Here is a 19,407-nt window from a genome sequence, read left to right as displayed (position 1 = left end):
AAAAAAGTTCCAAGCTCGACGTTTGAGGTCTCATTGCGCTCATAATAACGTGACGGGGCATGTGCGGAGGCAAGCAGTATATCGCCACGTCCTCTGGATTCAGGCAGCGGCTTGACGCAACGTTTCAGGACGCGGCAGCGCCACCTCGAGATTGTCGATTAGCCGCGTTTCGCCAAGCCACGCAGCGACAAGCAGCCGCGCTGTTCGATCTAACGTGAGCATTGGGGCAAGATCACTATCCGCGCGCAATTCGAGGTAATCGACCTGTGAGAGACCGGCGGCGAGGATCGCCTCGCGCCCGACACTCAGCGTGCGAGGTACAGATTCTCCTGAACTGATCTGCCTGGCGGTTTGGACCAGGACTTCAGCCAACCGAGGCGCCCTGTTGCTATCAGCCAAAGTGAGCCGCGCGTTGCGCGACGACATCGCCAGGCCATCGGCTTCGCGCACCGTCGGGCCAGCGATGATCTCGATTGGAATATCGAGGTCACGGACAAGCTGGCGCACGACCTGAAGCTGCTGAAAATCCTCGGCCGAAAAACGCCAGGTCGGCCCCAGTCTGCAGAAGCAGCTTCGTGACCACCGTCGCCACGCCATCGAAGTGGCCGGGCCGAAACGTGCCGCAAAGCCCGTCGCTCACACCGCCTGTCGAAACGGTGGTCGCGAAGCCTGGCGGATACATGTCGGCGGCATTGGGAGCATAAAGGATATGGGTGCCGACAGATGCGAGCTTGGCCGCGTCATCATGTTCCGTGCGCGGATAGGCGGCCAGATCAGCCGCATTGTTGAATTGCGTCGGGTTGCCGAACAGCGTCACGATCACTCGATCAGCCTTGGCAAGTGCTGCCCGCACGAGGCTGAGATGCCCTGCATGCAGGGCGCCCATGGTGGGCACAACAGCAATCCTTAGGCCCTCGCGGCGCCAGGCGGCAACGATGCTGCGCAGTTCGGAGACGATGCGGACGATCGCGGTGCTCATTCGGCTGCGCCCGGCATCCTTTGCGTATGCCGCGATCGCTGCCTCGGCGTCGCTTCCCAGCGCTGCATAGCGCTTGACGAATCTTGGCCGAAAAGTGCCAAACAGACCCAGCATGTCATCGACAACAAGGATCTGACCGTCGCAGGCCGGCGATGCACCGATACCGATTGTGGGAATCGCCACTTGCTCTGTAATCAGCCGAGCAAGAGCTTCCGGTCTCTTCTCAAGAACGACGGCGAATGCGCCGGCCTCGGCCACCCCCGTCGCATCGCGCAGGATCCATCTCCGACGCATAGGCGCGAAGATAGCGACAGCTGAATTGGTGGTGGGTTCCGATCTCGGCGCGGCGAAGGCGCGAGAAAAAGCTTTTGGCCTGATTGGTGCAGGCGCCGTCGTCTGAATAGGCGTGCTGGTGGTTGATGCGCTCGACGGCGGTCGTTGGCCTACGAAATCGCAGGACTTGCGGCATACCTTCCCATTTGCTTCGAATCCTTAGGGTCTCTGAACCTACCTCATGGCCGACGTTCGGCGCTCGTGATTGAGCCTGTCCCAAGCGGCGCGAAGAAGCACGTCCATCTCATCTTGTATCTGCCGACGCGAAATGTCGGAAACAAAGACTCACAGATATGATACCGCTCATCCGGCGCGGCCTGGACGCGGTCCCTCGGGATAAACCACTCTCCCGTCGGCGGATCATTCCGAGAGTATGGTTTAGGTTGCTTGACGTAGTAGCCATCCTTAGTAGGTCTCACGTCGCTGGACTCGATTGGATGGCAATCTCGATTGCCGCAGCACCTAAGATGAAGAACAGGGTCCGTCTTGCCTGTGTACCAATCATGGGCGTTGGCATTGCCAGCCAAGACAACCCACACGAACGCAATACCCCCTGGCAACCGCGTCATGGCATGGGCCCTCGCATTTAAATTCCATATTAGTGATAGCCAAAGCGCAGGCCTGAAGCCGTATTGACGGGCGCAGAGGTTCCAAGAGCGAAGCGCCGCTGACCGACCAGCCCGGCCACGGATGGACACGCTAGACGACCTTGTCACACGCACAGTGGCGTTCTGCGAATGCTGCTGACGCCCACTGCTACCGACAGGCTGTCATCCGAACAGGTCATCGTCGCAGCCCGATTTTGGATTTTCTGTAAGTCACCGGGATCGGCCATGCTCACCCGTTGATCAACAAACGCCGTCTCAAGCGCGAGCCTTTCGAATAGGTCTCCCTTGCGTTGACCATCATTCTTAGCAAGCCGCGCACCATCGAACCCCCGGTCATCTCAGCTCTCTTCTCTTTATCTCGGAAGTACTCTTCGGCAACCGCGTGGTGCATTCGAAAAGAGATCGACTGCACAGGGATGCAGATAAGTTCACGTCATGTGGTCACTTCAGCGCCCGAGGGACTCTCTTGCGGTGGCGCGGATTACTCACTGACAAACTTGACCATTCCGGACTTCACGCAAGCACATGAAGTCCGGAATGAATGTAATTGCCACAAAATAAGGTTGCCACCTTTTGCTTTGTTTATTCGGTACTTGACTCTCGGGTTACAGATCCGCTGTGAGCCAACGCCTATTAAACATATCTAATTTTATCGCGCGAGCCCTGTTTGCGATTTTCCCGTTTATCCTTCGCGGCGATGCTTGCATTTTCGTCTACGTCGGGGTTATGGCAATCATGGGTTGTTAAGTCAAGCTTGTCCTGAACAAGAGAATGTGAGAGTTGTGCGCCGCTCAAATTGTCGCTCAGGCATTACTGTTATCGGTAAAAAACAACGGAGAGCCGGCCAGTATTACAATTGCGCTTCACGGGTGAATTAGTTGTTTTTGTCGATTCTGCGCTGGGCGGCCAGAGGGGGGTTATTGACAATGGTTGAATCGATTGAAATGACACTGGAAATATGGGCCTCGGCGCTGCGCGAGGTGAAGTCCCGGATCAGGAGACTTTTCCCTCAGGAACGTGTGGCGATTTCGGCCGGACTTTTCCTTGAAGGTCTGCTCCGGGATGCGCATCGCAAAACCGGGTGGATGCGCGCCGAGGCTGCCGGTGACCCTGGACCGTGGCGTCAACAGGCCATTCTCGGAAGGGGCAGGTGGGACGCAGACGCCCTGCGCGACATTGTGCGCGAATATGCCCTCGAAACGTTGGCTGACGCCGAAGCGGTCCTGGTGATCGATGAGACGGGTTTCGTCAAGCAAGGCAAGACGTCCTGTGGGGTAGCGCGGCAGGTCAATGTCTCGACGGGCAAGATGGCCAACTGCCAGATCGGCGTGTTCGCCGCCTATGCATCCAAGCACGGGAATGCTTTCGTCGATCGCGTGCTGTATCTGCCGAGGGCCTGGACGGAAGACCCTGCCCGCCTGGCGCGGGCCCACGTGCCTGCGGGCAGGACTTTCGCGACAAAGTCCCGCCTAGCACTTGATATGATCGCGCGTATTGTCTCAGCCGACGTACCCTTCAGTTGGGTAGCCGTCGACTTGGTCTACAGTGGCGTCGACATCGAGATGGCCCTACGACGCTGGTCCAAGGGATACGTGCTCGCCGTTAGCGCAGACCATCATTTCGCTTTCCGAAATCGCCTTTTTCCGGAAGGAGGAACGGCCGAAGATATCGCACGGAACCTCGATCTCTCCGTCTGGCGGAGCTTCCCCCCAGGAGAGGCGCTCCAGGCCTCTAAATCATGGGCTTACTGCCCGCTCACTGACACGGACGTCGCGCAATTCGATAAAACCCGCTCAGGCCTCTGGACCGCTGGGCTCTTGATCGTACGCGATGCGAACCAGGCTCTCAGCTACTTTTCAACATGGTCTCCAGTGGGAACCGAGATCGAAACCTTTGTCGCAGTGCACCGATGCTGCAGGATTGTCGAGGAAGGCCTACGCACGGCGAAGAACGAGCTGGGTCTCGACCATAACGAAACCCGTTCTTGGCACGGATGGCATCGCCACGTCTCGCTCGTCATGCTTGCATTCGCGATGGTGTCGACCGTTCGCCACAAGGCCAGCCTCGACCCCTCGGGAGCGGTTGGAAGGCTCATGGAAACGAGCCGCCGCTTCGAACGCTTACCGAGGCCTCCCAGGAAACCGAAGCCGGGATCGCTCGGCGCCGCGGCGGCCGTGCCATGGCAAGATCAATCCCGCGAACGTAGCCGCAAGCCCTTGCCGGTCAAAACGCAATAGTAGCGTGAGGTTTCCATCATGAATTTGTCCGTGAAACGAGATCCACCCCACTTCCGAGATAGGGCCGACCAGGCCGCCGGATTCGCTTGGATTGGGAGAAATGAGGTGGTCATGCGACAAAATGCCATCATCGGTGACTGTATGTGGATCGAGACATCCGACCCTGAGCAAGGGCGTCGCGCGAAGCTCTGAGAGGGTACGGGTTTCGGGTTGGAGCGAGTTTCAGTTGTCTTTGGGGAGAACGCCGTTTGGAAGCCGGGATTCCAGTGAAACAGTCCAGAAAGTTGCAGAACTTGCACCATGCCCAGGCAATGTTGAGACAAATTCGTCAGACGGCGCAGGCAGATGGTGAGAGCCTCCTGACCTATTTGGTCGAGATGGCTTACCTAGAAGCCAGCGATCGAATTCGGGCAATTTGGTATGCTACCCGGGCGGATTCCGAGGGCGGGCGCACTGGCGAAGACAATGGCCCACCGATCTAGGCCCTCCCCTTACTTGGACAAGCACGTAATCTTCGTTGAGAGGTTAGGCTCGATCCTCAATCGGCCGGTACTCGAAGTAAACGAGATGCAATCCCTTCGATGGCTGCAATGAGACCTAGTGGGAATGTGCAGTTTGCGCCTTTTGAGATGATGCCTTCAATTTGCACCGCGCGTTTGGACCACCAGAACGTCTCGAATAGGAAGGCTTACAGAAAGCAAGGAGCATGATTATGATTGACGGCAATACCGAGCGCACAAGCGCAGAAGACAACAATACAGAACAGACGGGCGTGATTGAGGAGAATACTGAACACATTAACGTGGATGAGGAGATTGCCGAGGAGCCAGGCGTGGATTTACTGGCCCTTACGGCAGATATTGTCGCGGCTTACGTCCGGATGAATGCGACCCCTGTTGCCGGGCTTCCGGACTTGATCGCTAGTGTCAATTCTGCGTTGAGGGGGATTGTCGTGCTGCCGCCTGATTCAGAAGGCCCCGGGCTCGTTCCGGCAGTCAACCCCAAGCGGTCCGTGTTTCCCGACTATATCATCTGCCTAGAGGACGGAAAAAAATACAAGTCCCTTAAACGGCATCTCAAAGCCCATTTCGGCCTGACACCCGAGGATTATAGAGCAAAATGGGGACTTGCCCCTGACTATCCGATGGTGGCGCCCAATTATGCCGCTCAGCGTTCTCGTCTTGCAAAGTCAGCTGGTCTCGGCCGCAGGTCAGACGTCAAAACACCAGGGTGAAGATTCAACCTCGCTGCTTGCTCGCGCCTTCTGGACTTTTTGCCACGGCAAACGCATCCTCCCCTACGGAGTGATGGTGATGGGAAAGCGGTTCAGCCATGGCGTAAAGGGCGAACAGCACGTTGGCGCACGCTTCTCAAAGCCCGTTTTGCAATCGTTCTAGCGCTGATTGTGATCTCGTCTGCCGCCTTATGTCGCGGCCGACGACCGACCGGGCTGCCCGCTCGAACTCCTATGGACGTCATCGAGCGAGCCCCACGGGGCGCAAGGCAGGTTATGACGTTATGACTTAATGGAAACGTCGACGACCGGGGCGAGCGTATTTGTCGCTTGCCGGTCAAGGAATATTACCTGGCCATGCGTGCAAAAACCCTGGGCTTCTCCTCCGAATGGGAAGCATGTGGGCCCGGTTGGCGAACGGCCAAAGTATGAAGAAGCCTAGAACGTCCCTTCACGGATGTAGCCGCGAAATCGTGCTGTTGTAGCGATGGGCAACCTCGCCCCTCGTTCCCCGGCGGCCAGGCGGACCGCCTTTCTCCTATCTTCGCTATAACAGCGGCGGTCTTGCGGCGGACCCTCCGCCTTTTCGAGGGACGCGTGCCCCAAATGAGCATTGGAGACGAACAGCGTTTCTCTCTGGCAGCTAAGAACAGCATCCGATACTTTATCGTCTACATATTTGATAGACATACTTGACCTCGTGAGCCATTTCCAAGGAGCAAGACGAGGATGTCAGCTGTGGAGAGATTTTCGAGAAGGAGGTTTGGCGCCCTCGTGGCCGCTTTTGCGGTGACCTTGGTTGCTTCTTCCGCCCCTTTCGGGGCCAAGGCGGGCAATCCGGGCGCGGGTAAGCTGCCGTCCAAAATTCCGGAAGGCACTGTGCTTCGCATCGGCGATCCCGAGACGCAGCGGGCTCTGGAACTTTCCGGACTGATCGATCAACTGCCGTTCAAGGTCGAATGGGCCAATATCAGCGGCGGTCCACAGACAATCGAAGCTTTTCGCGCCAACGCGCTGGACGTCGGATCCGTCGCCGACATTCCGCCCATCCACGCGACCTGGACGGGCCTCAAGGTCAAGATCATTGCCGCGAAGTTCCGCAAGGAACCGGTTGCGCACCCGATTTATCAACTCGGCATTGCGCCGGGCGTTGAGGTCAAGACGCTCGCGGATTTGCGTGGCAAACGGATCGCCTTCAGCCCTGGTCAGGCACAAGGCGCGCTGGTGCTGAGGATGCTGCAGGCTGCAGGCCTTAAAAGAGAGGATGTCACTCTCATCGAATTGCCCAGCAAGGGTGATGCCTATCCGGTGGCACTTGCCAGCAAGCAAGTCGACGTCGCACCGATCTGGGGTGTCCTCGTCACGCACTATCTCCACCAGTATGGCGCCGACGGCGCCACCACCATCCCACACGGCCTGCGCGACGATCCAGCCCATCTCTATGCTCCACAGGCTGTGCTTGACGACCCGGCCAAAGCTGCCGCTCTCGGCGAATATGTGCGCTACTGGGCTCTTGCGACCCGATGGGTGCAGGAACATCCCAAGGAGTGGATCGCGGGCTACTATGTCGCCACCCAAGGCCTCAACGCAGAAGATGGCCAGTATCTCGTCGACGCCAACGGTCAGTTCGACATTCCCTCGGACTGGAACGATGTGATCGCGCGCCAGCAGGCGACGATCGATCTCCTGGCCAGGGAACTGAACAGGCCCACGATCAAGGCCGAGGACCTTTTCGACAGGCGCTTCGAGACGATCGCCGCAAATGCGTTGAACGCGTCCTGACGCCCGCTTCCCGAGATGGAGACGACCCAGATGAACGCAATCTCAAATACGGCCGCGGTTGCACTTCCCATTCCGTACACATCGGATGAAAGGGGGTTGATTACGCCCGCAGTACAGGCCCGCAAGACCGCGACGAGGCGTCGTCTTGCGCTTGGGCGAGCGATCCCGTTCGGCGCGCTGATCGGGCCCGCATTTCTTCTCGTGATCTGGTCCATCGGCAGTATCGCCGGCCTGATCGACCCAAGAACGCTGCCGGCGCCCTGGTCGGTTGTCGGCACGGCCATCGATCTCATCGCCGAAGGGAAGCTTCAGGATCATTTGATGACGTCTGCCTGGCGGGCGGCACAGGGGCTGGTGTTTGGCGTCCTGATCGGGACCACCCTCGCCCTCATTTCAGGTTTGTCGCGACTCGGCGAGGCCATCATCGACGGCCCCGTTCAGATCAAGCGGGCGATACCGACGCTCGCGCTGATCCCGCTGCTGATGCTGTGGTTCGGCATCGGCGAAGGCATGAAGGTGACGACCATCGCGCTGGCTGTCCTGATACCGATCTATATCCAGACCCACAGCAGCTTGCGCAGCATCGACAGCCGTTATGTCGAACTGGCCCAGACCTTACGAATGGGCTACGGCGAATTCATCCGTGAGGTCATCCTGCCGGGCGCCCTTCCCGGCTTCTTCCTCGGCCTGCGTTTGGCGGTGACCTATGCCTGGCTATCTCTGGTGGTGGTCGAGCAGGTCAATGCCACCAGCGGCATCGGCTATATGATCGATCTGGCGCGCAACTACGGCCAGACCGACATCGTCATCGTCGGCCTCGTCGTCTATGCGTTGCTCGGTCTCGGCTGCGACGGCATCGTCCGCCTCTTCCAGGAAAGGTCGCTGTCATGGCGTCGCACCTTGGCGGACTGAGCGGCGCGCCGCTGGTGCGGGTCGAGAGCCTCGTGAGGAGTTTCGGGCCGCGGACCATTCTGGACGGCCTCAGCCTCGACATCGAAAAGGGAGAGTTCGTTGCCCTTCTCGGCCGTAGCGGGTCCGGCAAGAGTACATTGTTGCGCGCGCTCGCCGATCTCGATGACAAGGTCTCCGGGTCCGGCCGTCTCGAGACACCCGATAAGAAATCGGTGGTGTTTCAGGATGCCCGACTGTTGCCGTGGAAACGCGTGCTGGAAAACGTGGTTCTTGGCCTCGACCTGCCGGATGCCGCCGAACGCGGACGGATAGCTCTAGAAGAGGTTGGCCTGAGCGGCCGCGAGATCGCATGGCCGGTTGAACTGTCTGGTGGCGAGCAGCAGCGCGTGGCCTTAGCGCGCTCGCTGGTTCGGGATCCTGAACTGCTGCTTGCGGACGAGCCGTTCGGCGCACTCGACGCGCTGACCCGCCTGCGCATGCACGATCTGCTGCGCCAGCTCTGCGCCCGTCACCAGCCAGCCGTGCTGCTGGTCACCCACGACGTTGACGAAGCCGTGACGCTGGCGGACCGGGTCTTGGTGCTCGACAATGGCGCGATCGCCGCCGACATCGTCATCGATATCCCCAGGCCACGCGATCATGGCCACCGCCGGTTCGGCGAGATCCGCTCCGAACTTTTGCGTCATCTCGGCGTCGAGACAAAGCCTGTGCTGCCGGTCTGAAGGCCCCCAAAAGATTTCTCGCTCAGCCTCACCCCCAGGAGGACCAACATATGCCCGCCCAATCACGACAGTTGAAGCTCAATCTTTTCATCTATCCTGGCGGCCATCATGAAGCCGGCTGGCGCTACAAGGATTCCGCCCCAGATAGAGCGCTGGACATCGCCTATTATCAGGAACTGGCAAAAAAGGCCGAGGCGAGCAAGTTCGACGCGTTGTTCTTTGCCGACGGGCCCGCGCTCGCCGACAACATCCGCTACGCGAGCCGCTTCAGGCTGGAGCCGCTGACCTGGATTTCGGCGCTCGCCGCCGTAACGGAAAGAATAGGGTTCATCGCGACCGCCTCGACCACCTACAACGAACCCTACAACCTGGCCAGGCTGTTTGCTTCTGTCGATCATCTGAGCGGTGGGCGCGCCGGTTGGAACATCGTCACGACGGGTGACGAGTCCGCAGCGTTGAATTTCGGCTTTGACCGGCATCCAACCCACGCCGACCGTTATGAGCGCGCCGGCGAGTTCGTTGATGTGGTAACCAAGCTCTGGGACAGCTGGGAGGACGACGCTCTCGTCTCGGACCGGGAGTCCGGCATCTTTGCCGACACCGACAAGATCCACCCGATCAACCACATCGGCAAATATCATCGGGTGAAGGGTCCGCTTACGCTTCCGCGCTCTCCGCAGGGGCGTCCGGTCTATGTCCAGGCGGGTTCATCGGAAGACGGACGGTCGTTCGCAAGCCGCTATGCCGAGGCGATATTCACAGCCCATCAGACTCTCGGCAACGCGCAGGAATTTTATGCTGACATCAAAGCGCGGGTGAAGTCGGTTGGCCGCAACCCTGACCACGTCAAGGTCTTGCCCGGCATCAGCCCCTTCATCGGTTCGACCGAGGCGGAAGCTAGGGCTCTGCAAGACGAGTTCAATGAGTTGACGCAACCCGAATATTCCCTTCACCAGCTACGCCGCATCGTAGATGCCGACCTTTCCGGCTACAATCTGGACGGGCCATTTCCGCGCGAGCTCATCAGTGTCGAGGGCGAGCGCGGTGCGAGCAGCCGCTTCCATGTCGTGCTTGACATCATCGAGCGCGAGCATCCAACCGTCCGCCAGTTGCTGCACCGCCTCGCCGGCGCGCGCGGGCATTGGGTCCAAGCCGGGACGCCCGAACAGATCGCCGACAACATCCAGGAATGGTTCGACAATGGTGCGGCGGACGGCTTCAATATTATGCCGCCCTATCTGCAGGGCGGGTTCGACGTGTTCGCCGAGGAGGTGGTGGCGATCTTGCGCCGGCGCGGACTTTTCCGGCACGACTATGAGGGGGCAACGCTGCGGGACCATTTCGGTCTGCCGCGTCCTGACAATACCTTCAGCCAACCGCAAAAGGCGAGCGCCTGATTATTGTGGTCCATGTGTCACATTTTTCAAGACCGCTGTACGGTAGAGTGACCAGTAACGCAGTAAGACGGCGCAGACCGTTACGCTCTTAACAAGAGACCAATCTCCAGAGGGACCTCATCAAGATCCGGCCCTCGGCCGGCTGAAAGAGGCCGAATGGCAATGGAGCGCTCACCAGGTGGATTGGATGATCCACACCAGATATCTGCACGGATCACCTCCCAGAAATGGCGGGTCGGTCCTGGAATAGGGCCGCCGTCGCGAGCCTTTCGGGGCCGCGGAGGCTTCTTTGTCTGCTGTCCCCAGAGGGAAGGTTGCAGCAAATCAGAGTTTGCAGCGAGTGCACCATCTCGTCGACCCCTTTGCACTCAGCAACGCAGGCGCTATCGTTCACTTTGCGATTCGTCGCCTGGAGGATCTATGCGTCAGCAGACAAAGCCGTTCGTTGTCGAGAAGAAGACGTCCCGAAATCTCAAGACCGACAACCAGAAGACATCGATCTGGGGGAAGTTGGATTTGACGCTGAGGCAGGATCTTGCAGCGCAACGATATGTGCCCGAAGAGACGGCCGCTGCAGGGGACATCACAGACTCGTAGAAGGGAACATCACCTGCGATACGCGGCTGATGGCCCCCAATGCCTCGACTGGCGCGATGTTGGCGTCAGGCTCTGCCCCTCCAACAACGATCCATGCGCTCTTCGCTGGGTTCCAGCTGCGACGCCTTCGCCGGCGGGTAATCAGCTGAATCCGACAATATCACTGCGTTCATGCCTGTCTTAATCACGACATCAACGCCGTTCCAGCCCATCAGGGTGTCGCCCCCCGCAATTTGGGACTGGCAATCTTCGTCGCGCTAACATTCGGGCAGCACAAGGGGGTAGTCGGCGCGCCCAATTTCACGTCAGCTTCACAAATCCGTTGCGACGATTTCGTAACATGAAGGGCGCGGCTTTGCTTTGCGGCCGTTCCCCGAACAAGGATGAAAAAATGTCCAAGATCACCGGTAAATCCGAAATGATCGAAAACGTCGAATTCTCTCCCGTCGACCCGTCCAAGGTTGCCGAGCGAGTCCGTGCTGTCGCGGACCAGAGCATTGAGCAGTCGAAGGAAATATTTTCCAAATTGAGCTCGGACGCTGAAACGGCTCAAACGGCTGTCAAGTCGACCTTTGAAATGGCCAGGACCACCGGCAACGAACTCCTCGTGAGGACGCTTGCCGCACTGCAGGCCAATGCCGAAGCCGGCTTCACGCACCTCGAAGCGCTGGTTGCCGTGAAGTCGCCGTCTGAGTTCCTCGAATTGCAGGCCGCATTCCTGCGCAAACAGATCGAAAATTCGGCAGAGCACGTAAAGGCAATCCAGGCATTGATGTTGAGAGCTAGCGAGGATGTGTCGAAGCCAATTAAAGATGCCTTTGAAAAGGCCTGGGAAATCCGCAAGGCCGCCTGATTGCTTCAAGCAATCCGGGACGAAAGGTCAATACCTCGTCGACTGTCCCATCAAGCAAGACCGGACCCGCGCCGGTCTTTTCACATTTGAGCCGACAACGTTGTGCGCTGGTGCGGCGGTCCAGGCATCACTGAAAGGAAGCACCGGCAGCCTCGATCATCGACCCGCAATTTCGGCCGCAGGCTCAAGCCCTACGGAGACGCACCAACGGGAACAAACAGCTTGTCGCCATTATGGTCGACTTCCACCAGTTCCGGCCTTTGGTTCCTGCCCTCCGCAAACCCGCGATGGAAGATGATCGCATTCATATAGGCGAAGGTCATTGCGAGCGCGGCGGTGCGCAATGGGTAGTCGACCAGGGAATGCACGAGTAAGAACGCTGTAGAAAGGAACGCTGCCTTCTGAAAAGAGTCCCGGCGGATTCCGGCAAACGCAAAGAGAAGAAGGGATAGGTACAAAGCTATCAGAACGGCAGCGATCACGCCGCCTTCGAAAGCAATTTCGAGATACTCGTTATGGGCATGGTTCACATACGCGCTGAAGATCATCTCTTCTTTTTCATACATCTGATATGCCCTTTGGAAATTCCCAAATCCGACACCAGTAACCCAATTCTCCTTGATTCCATCGATGGTCGTGCGGGCAAACTCCGCGCGCCCGAAGGTAGGATCAATTTGTTTCGCGTTGATCGTCGTCCACGCTCCGATCGTGTAGACGGAAAGCCCAACGAAAAGGGCAAAAACGCCAAAACCACTTGTTCTCGAGCGAGCTGAGAGAAAGCAGATGGATATCACGGTTATGGCCAGCCCGATTAGCACGCCGGCACGAGATCCCGCCGCCAAAAGGAGCAGCAGAAGCGCCACCAGACCAATCGCCGACGACAACAGGTGCCCGCGGAACAGGCCATGATAGATAACGAAGGGAATGGAGACGAAAAGCAAAGCCGCAAAATGGTTCGGATTTGCGAAGAGGCCAGCATTGATCGTGAACGGCAGCAATCCCTCGATCGATATGTTGTCTGATACCGAGTATTGAATCGCCCCAGCCAATCCGTTGCACATTACTCCCATGAAAAAGAAGGGGAGCAGGCCATAAACCTGCTCTGCGCGCGAACGCATCACAGCCAGGAAAAAAGCAGCTGATGCGGCGACATACAGCAAACACTCGATTGTTCGCCCTACCCCGATGCTGATGAACCGAGTTTCATCGATCAGCCAGGGACAACCTAGGAGCGCTTCCGGCCGCAAGCCGGCAATAAGGCTTGCAGGCAGCGGGACGATTTGAAGCGAAAACAACGCCAGAATCAGGAAAAGCAGGTAGAGAACCGATCCGGGGATTGCTTGATTCGTGGGTCGGGAAAAGGCGAGAGCAACCGCGATAAATGCCGAGATCTCGATCACCGTGTCCGTATAGAGTCCGGACGCCGTGCCCCCGCCTATGAGCAAGGCGGTGAACAGAACCGATCCGAGAAGATATTTTTCCCAGTCTGACCGCCGCGCGCTCAATATGAAAGTCTCTCAATGCTGAGTTTGTGCATGACCAGTGTGCCGATATAGCGAAACCGCCAACTCTCTGCGATCGCAGCGGTTTCCAAACGCAACATATCCATCGGGCATCCGGCCGGCCCAACCGAAAATTCTTGGCTCAGACTCTGGCGGTTGAAGGTGCCCTCCGGGACGGTAAGCCGCGCTATTTCGCTCGCCGGATCCACGCATCTGATAGCCCAGAACAGTTCTTTGGGGAGCTTCAGGTTTCGCCCGGATGCGACCAACGAAATCCGGTAGGAACCGGGCGGCAGTTCGATATATTGTTGGAGAGCAGTGTTCTTAATCGGCGTATCTAAAAACCGAAGCGTGGCCCCGCCGTCGCCTTCCACTGCATCCTGGGATGTCGCAAACGTAACCTCGACACCCGGCTGATCGCGGACCTGCCAATCGAAGGGCTTCCCATCATAGCCGGGTTCGAAGGTGCTGTTGAAAACATAGCCACCCAGCATTCGCTCCTCACCGGACAGAGTGAAAAGAAACAGCCGATAAGCCTGTTCATATTCCTTCTGAACGATATACCCCGTGATCACGGAGGACAGTTCCCCGGATTTCGGTGGGGCATCGGACCGGACCAGGTCAAGGAGCAATTGATTTGCAAAATCGAGCCCTTGGCGCGTTTTTCCCAGGACCGAGAACAAGTTCGCCCGCCACGGCGCTTGCGCCGCAATTGCTGCCAGTATGGCGTGGTATCCGTCCGGGTTCGAAAGGATTGCCGGAAGGCCCTCCGCGACGGCCGGAAACTGATCCGGCCAGCGCCGCAGTAATGTATCAATCTCGCTGATAGCCTTGGAAAGATCGCCGATCTCGACTGAATGGCCAATCGATCTCTTGAGCGCATGGATTTCCGTTTTCGACAGCTTTCGTGCCCGATCGAAAAGCGCATAGGCGTCATCCTGCTTGCCTTGGCGGTATTCGATCTCCCCCATTAAACTATAGAGGCGTGCGTCACCAACGTTATAGCGAAGTGCCCCGCTCGCCCTGGAATACAGCGCGTCAAGATCAGGGGGGGTAGCCGTATCATTCAGGTCGCCTGCAACGTCGTCTATCAGCGCATCGACATTCAATGGATCAAGCGCCATTGAAATGCCTGGCATGTCCGTCTCAAGCAGTCGACTTAGCCCGGTCGACGAAGCCGCTAACACCAGAACGAATGCGACGAACCAAATGCTTGAACGTCCAAGATTTCGCGCGAGCGGGCCGGTCTGCGCCGTCATCTACTTTACCCTCGATTTTCTGGGTAGCGGTGCCGTAGTTATAATATTGGTAGTTCATGTACTTGTACGCGTAGTTGTAATCGAACTTATTTACCGCAAACTTCGACATAGCGGCCCCGACCACGTTCGCGCCAGCTGCACGGAGGCGCTTCAATGCAGTCTTAGCCGACTTGCGGGTCACCTGGTTGGTGGAAACAACCATCAATGTGCCCTCGGCCAAACGGCTGAGGATCGGTGCATCTGAAAGGCCTACGATCGGAGGAGCGTCGATGATCACCACGTCGTGCCGCTTGCCCAGGCTGGTCACGATCACGGCCATCTTAGGTGAAGACAGAAGATCGGCGGGGTTGGGGGGGATCGTCCCTGAGGTCAGAACAGTCACATTAGGGTATTTCGTCGGCCTAAAGATGGTCGCAATGTCTTCTCTGCGAACGGTGTTTGTCAGGAGGTTGCTCAATCCGATCGTGTTATCGAGACCGAACAGTCTGTGAAGGTTGGGCTTTCGAAGATCCGCATCGACAAGCAGCACTCTTGCCCCAAGTGCTGCGAAATCCTGGCCAAGCTTGAACGCCGTCGTCGACTTGCCTTCGGCTGGCTCTGAACTGGTGACCAACAGTGACCGCGGAGCCCCTTCCGCGCCGGAAAACTGCAAGGACGTTCGGAGCGACCGATAGGCTTCGGACAAACCTGATTTCTGGTCTGCAATGCTGGCAATCAGCTCGCGATCGTCGACATGGGGCAAAATGCCGAGCATGGCCAGCCCGAGTTCCTTTTCGACCTGCTCGGGATTGGTAAAGGTATTGTTCACCAACTCGATAACGTAAATAATCGAGCCGCTGATGGCCATGAAAAGTGCCAGTGCGATTGCGAGATTGATGCCCAGGCGCGGCGAATAAGGCGCCGTCGGCTGCGTCGCGAAATCCACGATTGCGGCATTCTGTGTCTTGAGTTCTGAACTAACTCCGACCTCGTTTAATTTGGCAATAAGACTGTCATACTGAGACCGATTTGAGTCGACTTCACGCTTTAAGATTGTGTATTTGATATTCTTGTCGTTGAAGACAACCTGCTGCCTTTCCATGTCAGCAAGCTTGTCTTTGAGATCGGCCTCCTTTTTCTGGGCCTCTTGGTATTTCAGCCGCAGCGAATCAGTGATCGCGAGCACGCCGTTATTGTAAACGCGCTGCAGCTCCTTGATCTGGGACTGCAATTGCTGCATTTCCGGAAAACCCGGCTTCAATATGCCGAGCTTCTGTTGATACTGGCTATTCAGATCCGCCAGTTTATCGCTGAGTACCTGCAGCCCCTTACTTTCCAGCACTGGACCCAGGCTAACACCACGTCCCTTGTCAATCTGATCCACTACCGACCCGGCGTCTGACCGCTCCTGCGCTGCTGCCTGGAGCGCTGCATTCAGAGCAACGATGTTCGACGCGATAAGCGACTTGTCGTCACCGGTAATTGTAATGCCGGCATCCCTTGCATACGCGACGAGCTCTTCCTCGGATTTCTGCAGCTTCTGCTTGACCTGGGAAACCTGCTCCTGGATGAATTGCCGCGCCAAGTCAGACGTTTCGCTGGTCTGGTCCACCCGCTGATCGATATAGCTCTGTGCAACCTGGTTGGCCACATCGCTGGCGTATTTTGGCTTCTGGTCCAAAAAGGTGATCGACAACAGGCTTGTGTTGGTCACCAAACTAACCGTCAGATCGTCCAAAACGCGCTTGATCGCAATGGCTTCACGTTGCTCGGGCGTTTTCTCTTCGATTGCGGGAGCTTTAGAGATGCCGAACGCCCGGTAGAAAATGTTACTGATCGAAAAGCCCGGTTTCGGAAACAGGAAGTCCGGCTTCTCGCTAAGCCCGAGTTGGAAGACGACGCGTTGCGCCAATGCCCGGCTCTTCAATTTTTCCCGGGCGGTCTGGAAGGCTCGGATATCGCTGTTTTCGGAGACCAGCTCGATGTCCTGGAAGACCTTCGCCGAAGGGACCAAAACCTCCAGCTGGGCGGTTGCCTGATATTTCGGCGTCTGCATCATGGTCACGACGACGCCGGCTACAAGCCCTGCGGCCATCATCATGGCGATCAGCCATCGATACCGGACAACGTAGAAGAGCAACTGGAGCGGATTAAACTTTTGATCCTGTTCAGCAAAATCGCGTCCGTATTGGGTGTGATTTTGGCTGCCGTCATAGTAGAGATCCGAAGACAAGGCTTGGCCGTGTCTAGGAGCTGGTATTCGGTGCTGCCTGCTACGATCAAGCATAGTGCGGGCGTTCCTGATCCATACGGAATTGATTTGCCAGCCTGACTAAGGCGCGAGTACGCCAATCCTGACTGCAGTTGACGCAACGCCGAGAGCGTCCTTGAGGTTGTTCAAGGCGATTTTCGATTTCGAAGGGAATACGATCACCTTATCGCCACCGTAGATGCGTGGGTTGCGGCTCTTGCCGGAGCGAATATTCTCGACGTTGTAGTTGGCGACCAGTGTGTTTTGACCGTTACTGCGATAAACAAAGACTTTTCCCGCATCGCCGATGTTATTAAAGCCTCCGGCAAGCGCGATGGCGTCAATCAATGAAGCGTTGCTCGCTACGGGATAGATTCCGGCCTTGTTGACCTCGCCATCAACGGTGATGCGTTGTCCTGCGGAATCCTTGACGAAAATTGTAACGTCGGGTGACTGAAGGTACCGCTCGCCGTACCCGGTTTCGATTTCCTTCTCCAACTGACGGACGGTTTTCCCTGCTGCAGGTACGGCTCCGATCAACGGGAGCGAAATTTGCCCGCTGGCATCGACCTGAACCGTCCTGTTCAGATTGTCGACTTGGAAGACGTCAACCTCGAGCACGTCATTCGGCGACAACGGCTGTTCACTGCCGTTCTGGGTATTTTGAGGAGCAGGAAGATCCTTAACAACCTGTAGAGCGCCACCGCCGGAAAGGGCGACCGACGATGATGATGTGAGTTGCAGCGCATCGACCGAAGGCGCCGTTGTGCTGGTGCAGGCCGACATCGCAAGGGAGCCGAGCACCAGCATCGTGGTGATCATGGCGCACTTCTCAAAACAACGCATTAGGAGGACACGCCCTTTAGCAGACGACCAAGTCTCCCGAGGTGGCCGACGTTGTCGGGAGGTGATTTGTTTGCAAATGCTTTTCCAACGGGCTCAAGCGGTCGGTTCGCCAATATGTCGGTCGGGCGCGTTACCACCATATGGTAAGCCTCATCTTCCCCGCACCGTTTTGCGGCGGCCTCAACCGCCCGCGAAAGGCCAGGTCGACGGCGATCGGCGCTGTGTGTATCGGACGCGATAATATCTACCCTACCTTCGTCTATGAGCTTTTCCGAGTAGTAGAGAGCCGTACGCCCGAAGGCGCCAATAATCGAATCCGCAGTAATCTGCATAAGGCACCCGAGCCTATTCAATCTTTCGATCACGTCATAATTCGCCTTGATCCAAGTTAGACGCTCCGGATGTGTGAGAATGGGAACGAATCCAGCCTCTATGAGGCGCAAAGCGAGCTCTTCCAACCGCGGAGGCAACACATGGTGGGGCGGCTCGAACAGAAAATAGCGCGACCGGTTCAAAGTTGGGATTATACCGTTCGCCAGCTGACTAGGAAGGTCGGGGGCTATGTGGACGTCGGCGCCTACATAGAGGGCAAGCGGTATAGCAGCGCGCAAGAACGCTTGCTCCAACGAATGGATCGCTGCAGCAATATTTTCTGTCCGGTTTTCATACATGCCAGGCACCACATGGGGAGTGCACGCCATGTGGGTTATTCCGTCGGCTACCGCCAGCCTCGCCATTTCCAGCGAAGTAACAAGGTTGGGCGAGCCGTCGTCGAGACCAGGCAAGATATGAGAATGCAGGTCAATCATAAGCGTTCTTGGTCACGTGACAGCAACACAGCGATTACGCTGCAAAAAACTCGAACACGCCACCCGGTTCAAAGCGGTTGACACATTTGACAACCGCAGAGCGCCGCTCGCAGAATTCCAGCTATCGGTTTGAAGAATTGCCATCTCCGTGAAGGCGGAGGGTGAGCGCCGTCATCGACAGAAAGCCGAAACAGCACCCAACCGACAGCGAAGGCTCATCCTTGCCCCTTTTGACCCCATCCGGCCGCATTCCAGACGAGGCTAGCGGCTCACCCCGTTATCATCATTCTGGGTAGCCGTAAGCACACCGGCAGTAATGAGCGCGCCTGCAAAAAATGTTTCGGGCAGGCCAAATGCAAACCTGCCGGACGGGCCAATGGCTCCGGTGTGCTCCGGGCTTATGGCGGCCGCGGTGTGTTCGGGTTTGACGATCTTGAGACAGATGTTGTTCTCGACACGCGAAATGTCGAGACTTGAGTTCGCTGGCACGCTTAGCTTGCAACCACCGACCCGAACGGACGCCAAGCCGTTGGCACCGACCTGCAAACGACTGCCGAAATCCAAGGCGCTTCCCTCTTTGGCGGGCCCATAACCGGCCGTCTGCGAAACCATCACATTGCCACTTACACTTTGAATCGATCCGATTGGATTTGCCGGTCCCTGATATGCCGTTGCACAAGTGCACGATGCATCTTGAGCGAAAGCCGAAACTGAGCCAAATCCGAATGACGCGACCATCCCGGCCAGCGCTGCTTTCAAAACAATGTTCATGTGCCTCGATCCTTTGTTTGCGCCCTACAGACGCGCCCAAGTCAATATACCGCGATTAGCGCCTAACAGCTTTTCGCTCGGATTCCAAGCTATTTCGCATGTGCGATATGAGCCTTAGATATTACCGCGTGACTGTTATACAACAATATATTAGAACTACAGAATATTTGAATTGTAGACATATTCCAAGCGTTCCCTCGCGCGTCTGACGCCGCATGAGGCTATCTACCTATTTTTTCTCTGTTCACTTATAGATTACCGCGAAATATCACTTTCTTGCCACCGCCACCGTGCTCGGATGAACATCTCTCTCTCTGCTTAGAAACGTCGTTTCCG

General features: G+C 57.2%; 14 protein-coding genes and 3 pseudogenes. 8 read left to right on the top strand and 9 right to left on the bottom strand.

The annotated features are described in order from the left end of the window. Nucleotides 1–99: 99 nt before the first annotated feature. The 3 pseudogenes from panC to EN818_RS21900 form a co-directional block, all read right to left on the bottom strand. Nucleotides 100–979: pseudogene (gene panC / locus EN818_RS21910) on the bottom strand (pantoate--beta-alanine ligase). Between the two features lie 72 nt (nt 980–1,051). Beyond that, a pseudogene (locus EN818_RS21905) lies at nt 1,052–1,273 on the bottom strand (3-methyl-2-oxobutanoate hydroxymethyltransferase); the annotation flags it as partial. Further along, nucleotides 1,260–1,406: pseudogene (locus EN818_RS21900) on the bottom strand (transposase); the annotation flags it as partial. The pseudogenes EN818_RS21905 and EN818_RS21900, both read right to left, overlap by 14 nt. A 1,440-nt stretch (nt 1,407–2,846) precedes the next feature. Between EN818_RS21900 and EN818_RS21895 the strand changes: the two are divergent. The 8 genes from EN818_RS21895 to EN818_RS21860 all read left to right on the top strand — a co-directional run bounded on the left by EN818_RS21895 (nt 2,847) and on the right by EN818_RS21860 (nt 11,654). After that, complete coding sequence (locus tag EN818_RS21895) at nt 2,847–4,157, top strand: IS701 family transposase (RefSeq protein ID WP_135905289.1); 1,311 nt, start codon at nt 2,847–2,849, stop codon at nt 4,155–4,157. A gap of 712 nt (nt 4,158–4,869) precedes the next feature. Next, nucleotides 4,870–5,391, top strand: a complete 522-nt coding sequence (locus EN818_RS21885; RefSeq protein WP_135905285.1) for a MucR family transcriptional regulator — start codon at nt 4,870–4,872, stop codon at nt 5,389–5,391. Between the two features lie 729 nt (nt 5,392–6,120). Then, nucleotides 6,121–7,173: an ABC transporter substrate-binding protein gene (locus tag EN818_RS21880; RefSeq protein WP_135905283.1), complete on the top strand. Its 1,053-nt coding sequence runs from the start codon at nt 6,121–6,123 to the stop codon at nt 7,171–7,173. Between the two features lie 30 nt (nt 7,174–7,203). Then, complete coding sequence (locus EN818_RS21875; protein ID WP_135905409.1) at nt 7,204–8,085, top strand: ABC transporter permease; 882 nt, start codon at nt 7,204–7,206, stop codon at nt 8,083–8,085. Beyond that, nucleotides 8,061–8,807 carry an ABC transporter ATP-binding protein gene (locus EN818_RS21870; protein ID WP_135905281.1) on the top strand — a complete coding sequence of 249 codons (747 nt, stop codon included), beginning with the start codon at nt 8,061–8,063 and terminating at the stop codon, nt 8,805–8,807. Before EN818_RS21875 ends, EN818_RS21870 begins: the two co-directional genes overlap by 25 nt. Nucleotides 8,808–8,857: 50 nt before the next feature. Beyond that, on the top strand, nt 8,858–10,204 hold the full coding sequence (locus tag EN818_RS21865) for an LLM class flavin-dependent oxidoreductase (RefSeq protein WP_135905279.1): 1,347 nt from the start codon (nt 8,858–8,860) through the stop codon (nt 10,202–10,204). A 420-nt stretch (nt 10,205–10,624) separates the two neighbouring features. Continuing rightward, nucleotides 10,625–10,801 (top strand): hypothetical protein, encoded by a 177-nt coding sequence (locus EN818_RS32785; RefSeq protein ID WP_189523824.1) that lies wholly within the window; start codon nt 10,625–10,627, stop codon nt 10,799–10,801. Between the two features lie 391 nt (nt 10,802–11,192). Then, nucleotides 11,193–11,654 carry a phasin gene (locus tag EN818_RS21860; protein ID WP_135905277.1) on the top strand — a complete coding sequence of 154 codons (462 nt, stop codon included), beginning with the start codon at nt 11,193–11,195 and terminating at the stop codon, nt 11,652–11,654. 191 nt (nt 11,655–11,845) lie between these two features. Here the strand turns inward: EN818_RS21860 and EN818_RS21855 are convergent, their stop codons facing one another. The 6 genes from EN818_RS21855 to EN818_RS21830 all read right to left on the bottom strand — a co-directional run bounded on the left by EN818_RS21855 (nt 11,846) and on the right by EN818_RS21830 (nt 19,071). After that, entirely contained in the window at nt 11,846–13,159 is a 1,314-nt protein-coding gene (locus EN818_RS21855; RefSeq protein WP_135905275.1) for an O-antigen ligase family protein, read from the bottom strand. Further along, nucleotides 13,156–14,295: a hypothetical protein gene (locus EN818_RS21850; RefSeq protein ID WP_245518853.1), complete on the bottom strand. Its 1,140-nt coding sequence runs from the start codon at nt 14,293–14,295 to the stop codon at nt 13,156–13,158. Before EN818_RS21850 ends, EN818_RS21855 begins: the two co-directional genes overlap by 4 nt. A 7-nt stretch (nt 14,296–14,302) precedes the next feature. Further along, nucleotides 14,303–16,627, bottom strand: coding sequence for a polysaccharide biosynthesis tyrosine autokinase (locus tag EN818_RS21845; protein WP_245518852.1), 2,325 nt, complete (start codon nt 16,625–16,627; stop codon nt 14,303–14,305). A gap of 99 nt (nt 16,628–16,726) precedes the next feature. Further along, nucleotides 16,727–17,467, bottom strand: a complete 741-nt coding sequence (locus EN818_RS21840) for a polysaccharide biosynthesis/export family protein (protein WP_245518851.1) — start codon at nt 17,465–17,467, stop codon at nt 16,727–16,729. Nucleotides 17,468–17,490: 23 nt separating this feature from the next. After that, on the bottom strand, nt 17,491–18,300 hold the full coding sequence (locus EN818_RS21835; RefSeq protein ID WP_135905267.1) for a CpsB/CapC family capsule biosynthesis tyrosine phosphatase: 810 nt from the start codon (nt 18,298–18,300) through the stop codon (nt 17,491–17,493). Between the two features lie 261 nt (nt 18,301–18,561). After that, entirely contained in the window at nt 18,562–19,071 is a 510-nt protein-coding gene (locus tag EN818_RS21830; RefSeq protein WP_135905266.1) for a hypothetical protein, read from the bottom strand. Between the last annotated feature and the right edge of the window lie 336 nt (nt 19,072–19,407).

This window comes from Mesorhizobium sp. M3A.F.Ca.ET.175.01.1.1, assembly GCF_004791945.1.
In the GTDB taxonomy this organism is placed as follows: Bacteria; Pseudomonadota; Alphaproteobacteria; order Rhizobiales; family Rhizobiaceae; genus Mesorhizobium.
The sequence above is the reverse complement of the archived record's forward strand: the minus strand, read 5'-3'. Positions and strand labels throughout refer to the sequence as shown.

Bases quoted from the DNA above. Each gene is read 5' to 3' on its own strand.
- EN818_RS21885 (WP_135905285.1), top strand. From the start codon at position 4,870: ATGATTGACGGCAATACCGAGCGCACAAGCGCAGAAGACAACAATACA.
- EN818_RS21835 (WP_135905267.1), bottom strand. From the start codon at position 18,300: ATGATTGACCTGCATTCTCATATCTTGCCTGGTCTCGACGACGGCTCG.
- EN818_RS21830 (WP_135905266.1), bottom strand. From the start codon at position 19,071: ATGAACATTGTTTTGAAAGCAGCGCTGGCCGGGATGGTCGCGTCATTC.
- EN818_RS21880 (WP_135905283.1), top strand. From the start codon at position 6,121: ATGTCAGCTGTGGAGAGATTTTCGAGAAGGAGGTTTGGCGCCCTCGTG.
- EN818_RS21865 (WP_135905279.1), top strand. From the start codon at position 8,858: ATGCCCGCCCAATCACGACAGTTGAAGCTCAATCTTTTCATCTATCCT.
- EN818_RS21895 (WP_135905289.1), top strand. From the start codon at position 2,847: ATGGTTGAATCGATTGAAATGACACTGGAAATATGGGCCTCGGCGCTG.
- EN818_RS21860 (WP_135905277.1), top strand. From the start codon at position 11,193: ATGTCCAAGATCACCGGTAAATCCGAAATGATCGAAAACGTCGAATTC.
- EN818_RS21870 (WP_135905281.1), top strand. From the start codon at position 8,061: ATGGCGTCGCACCTTGGCGGACTGAGCGGCGCGCCGCTGGTGCGGGTC.
- EN818_RS21840 (WP_245518851.1), bottom strand. From the start codon at position 17,467: ATGATCACCACGATGCTGGTGCTCGGCTCCCTTGCGATGTCGGCCTGC.
- EN818_RS32785 (WP_189523824.1), top strand. From the start codon at position 10,625: ATGCGTCAGCAGACAAAGCCGTTCGTTGTCGAGAAGAAGACGTCCCGA.
- EN818_RS21850 (WP_245518853.1), bottom strand. From the start codon at position 14,295: ATGCCAGGCATTTCAATGGCGCTTGATCCATTGAATGTCGATGCGCTG.
- EN818_RS21875 (WP_135905409.1), top strand. From the start codon at position 7,204: ATGAACGCAATCTCAAATACGGCCGCGGTTGCACTTCCCATTCCGTAC.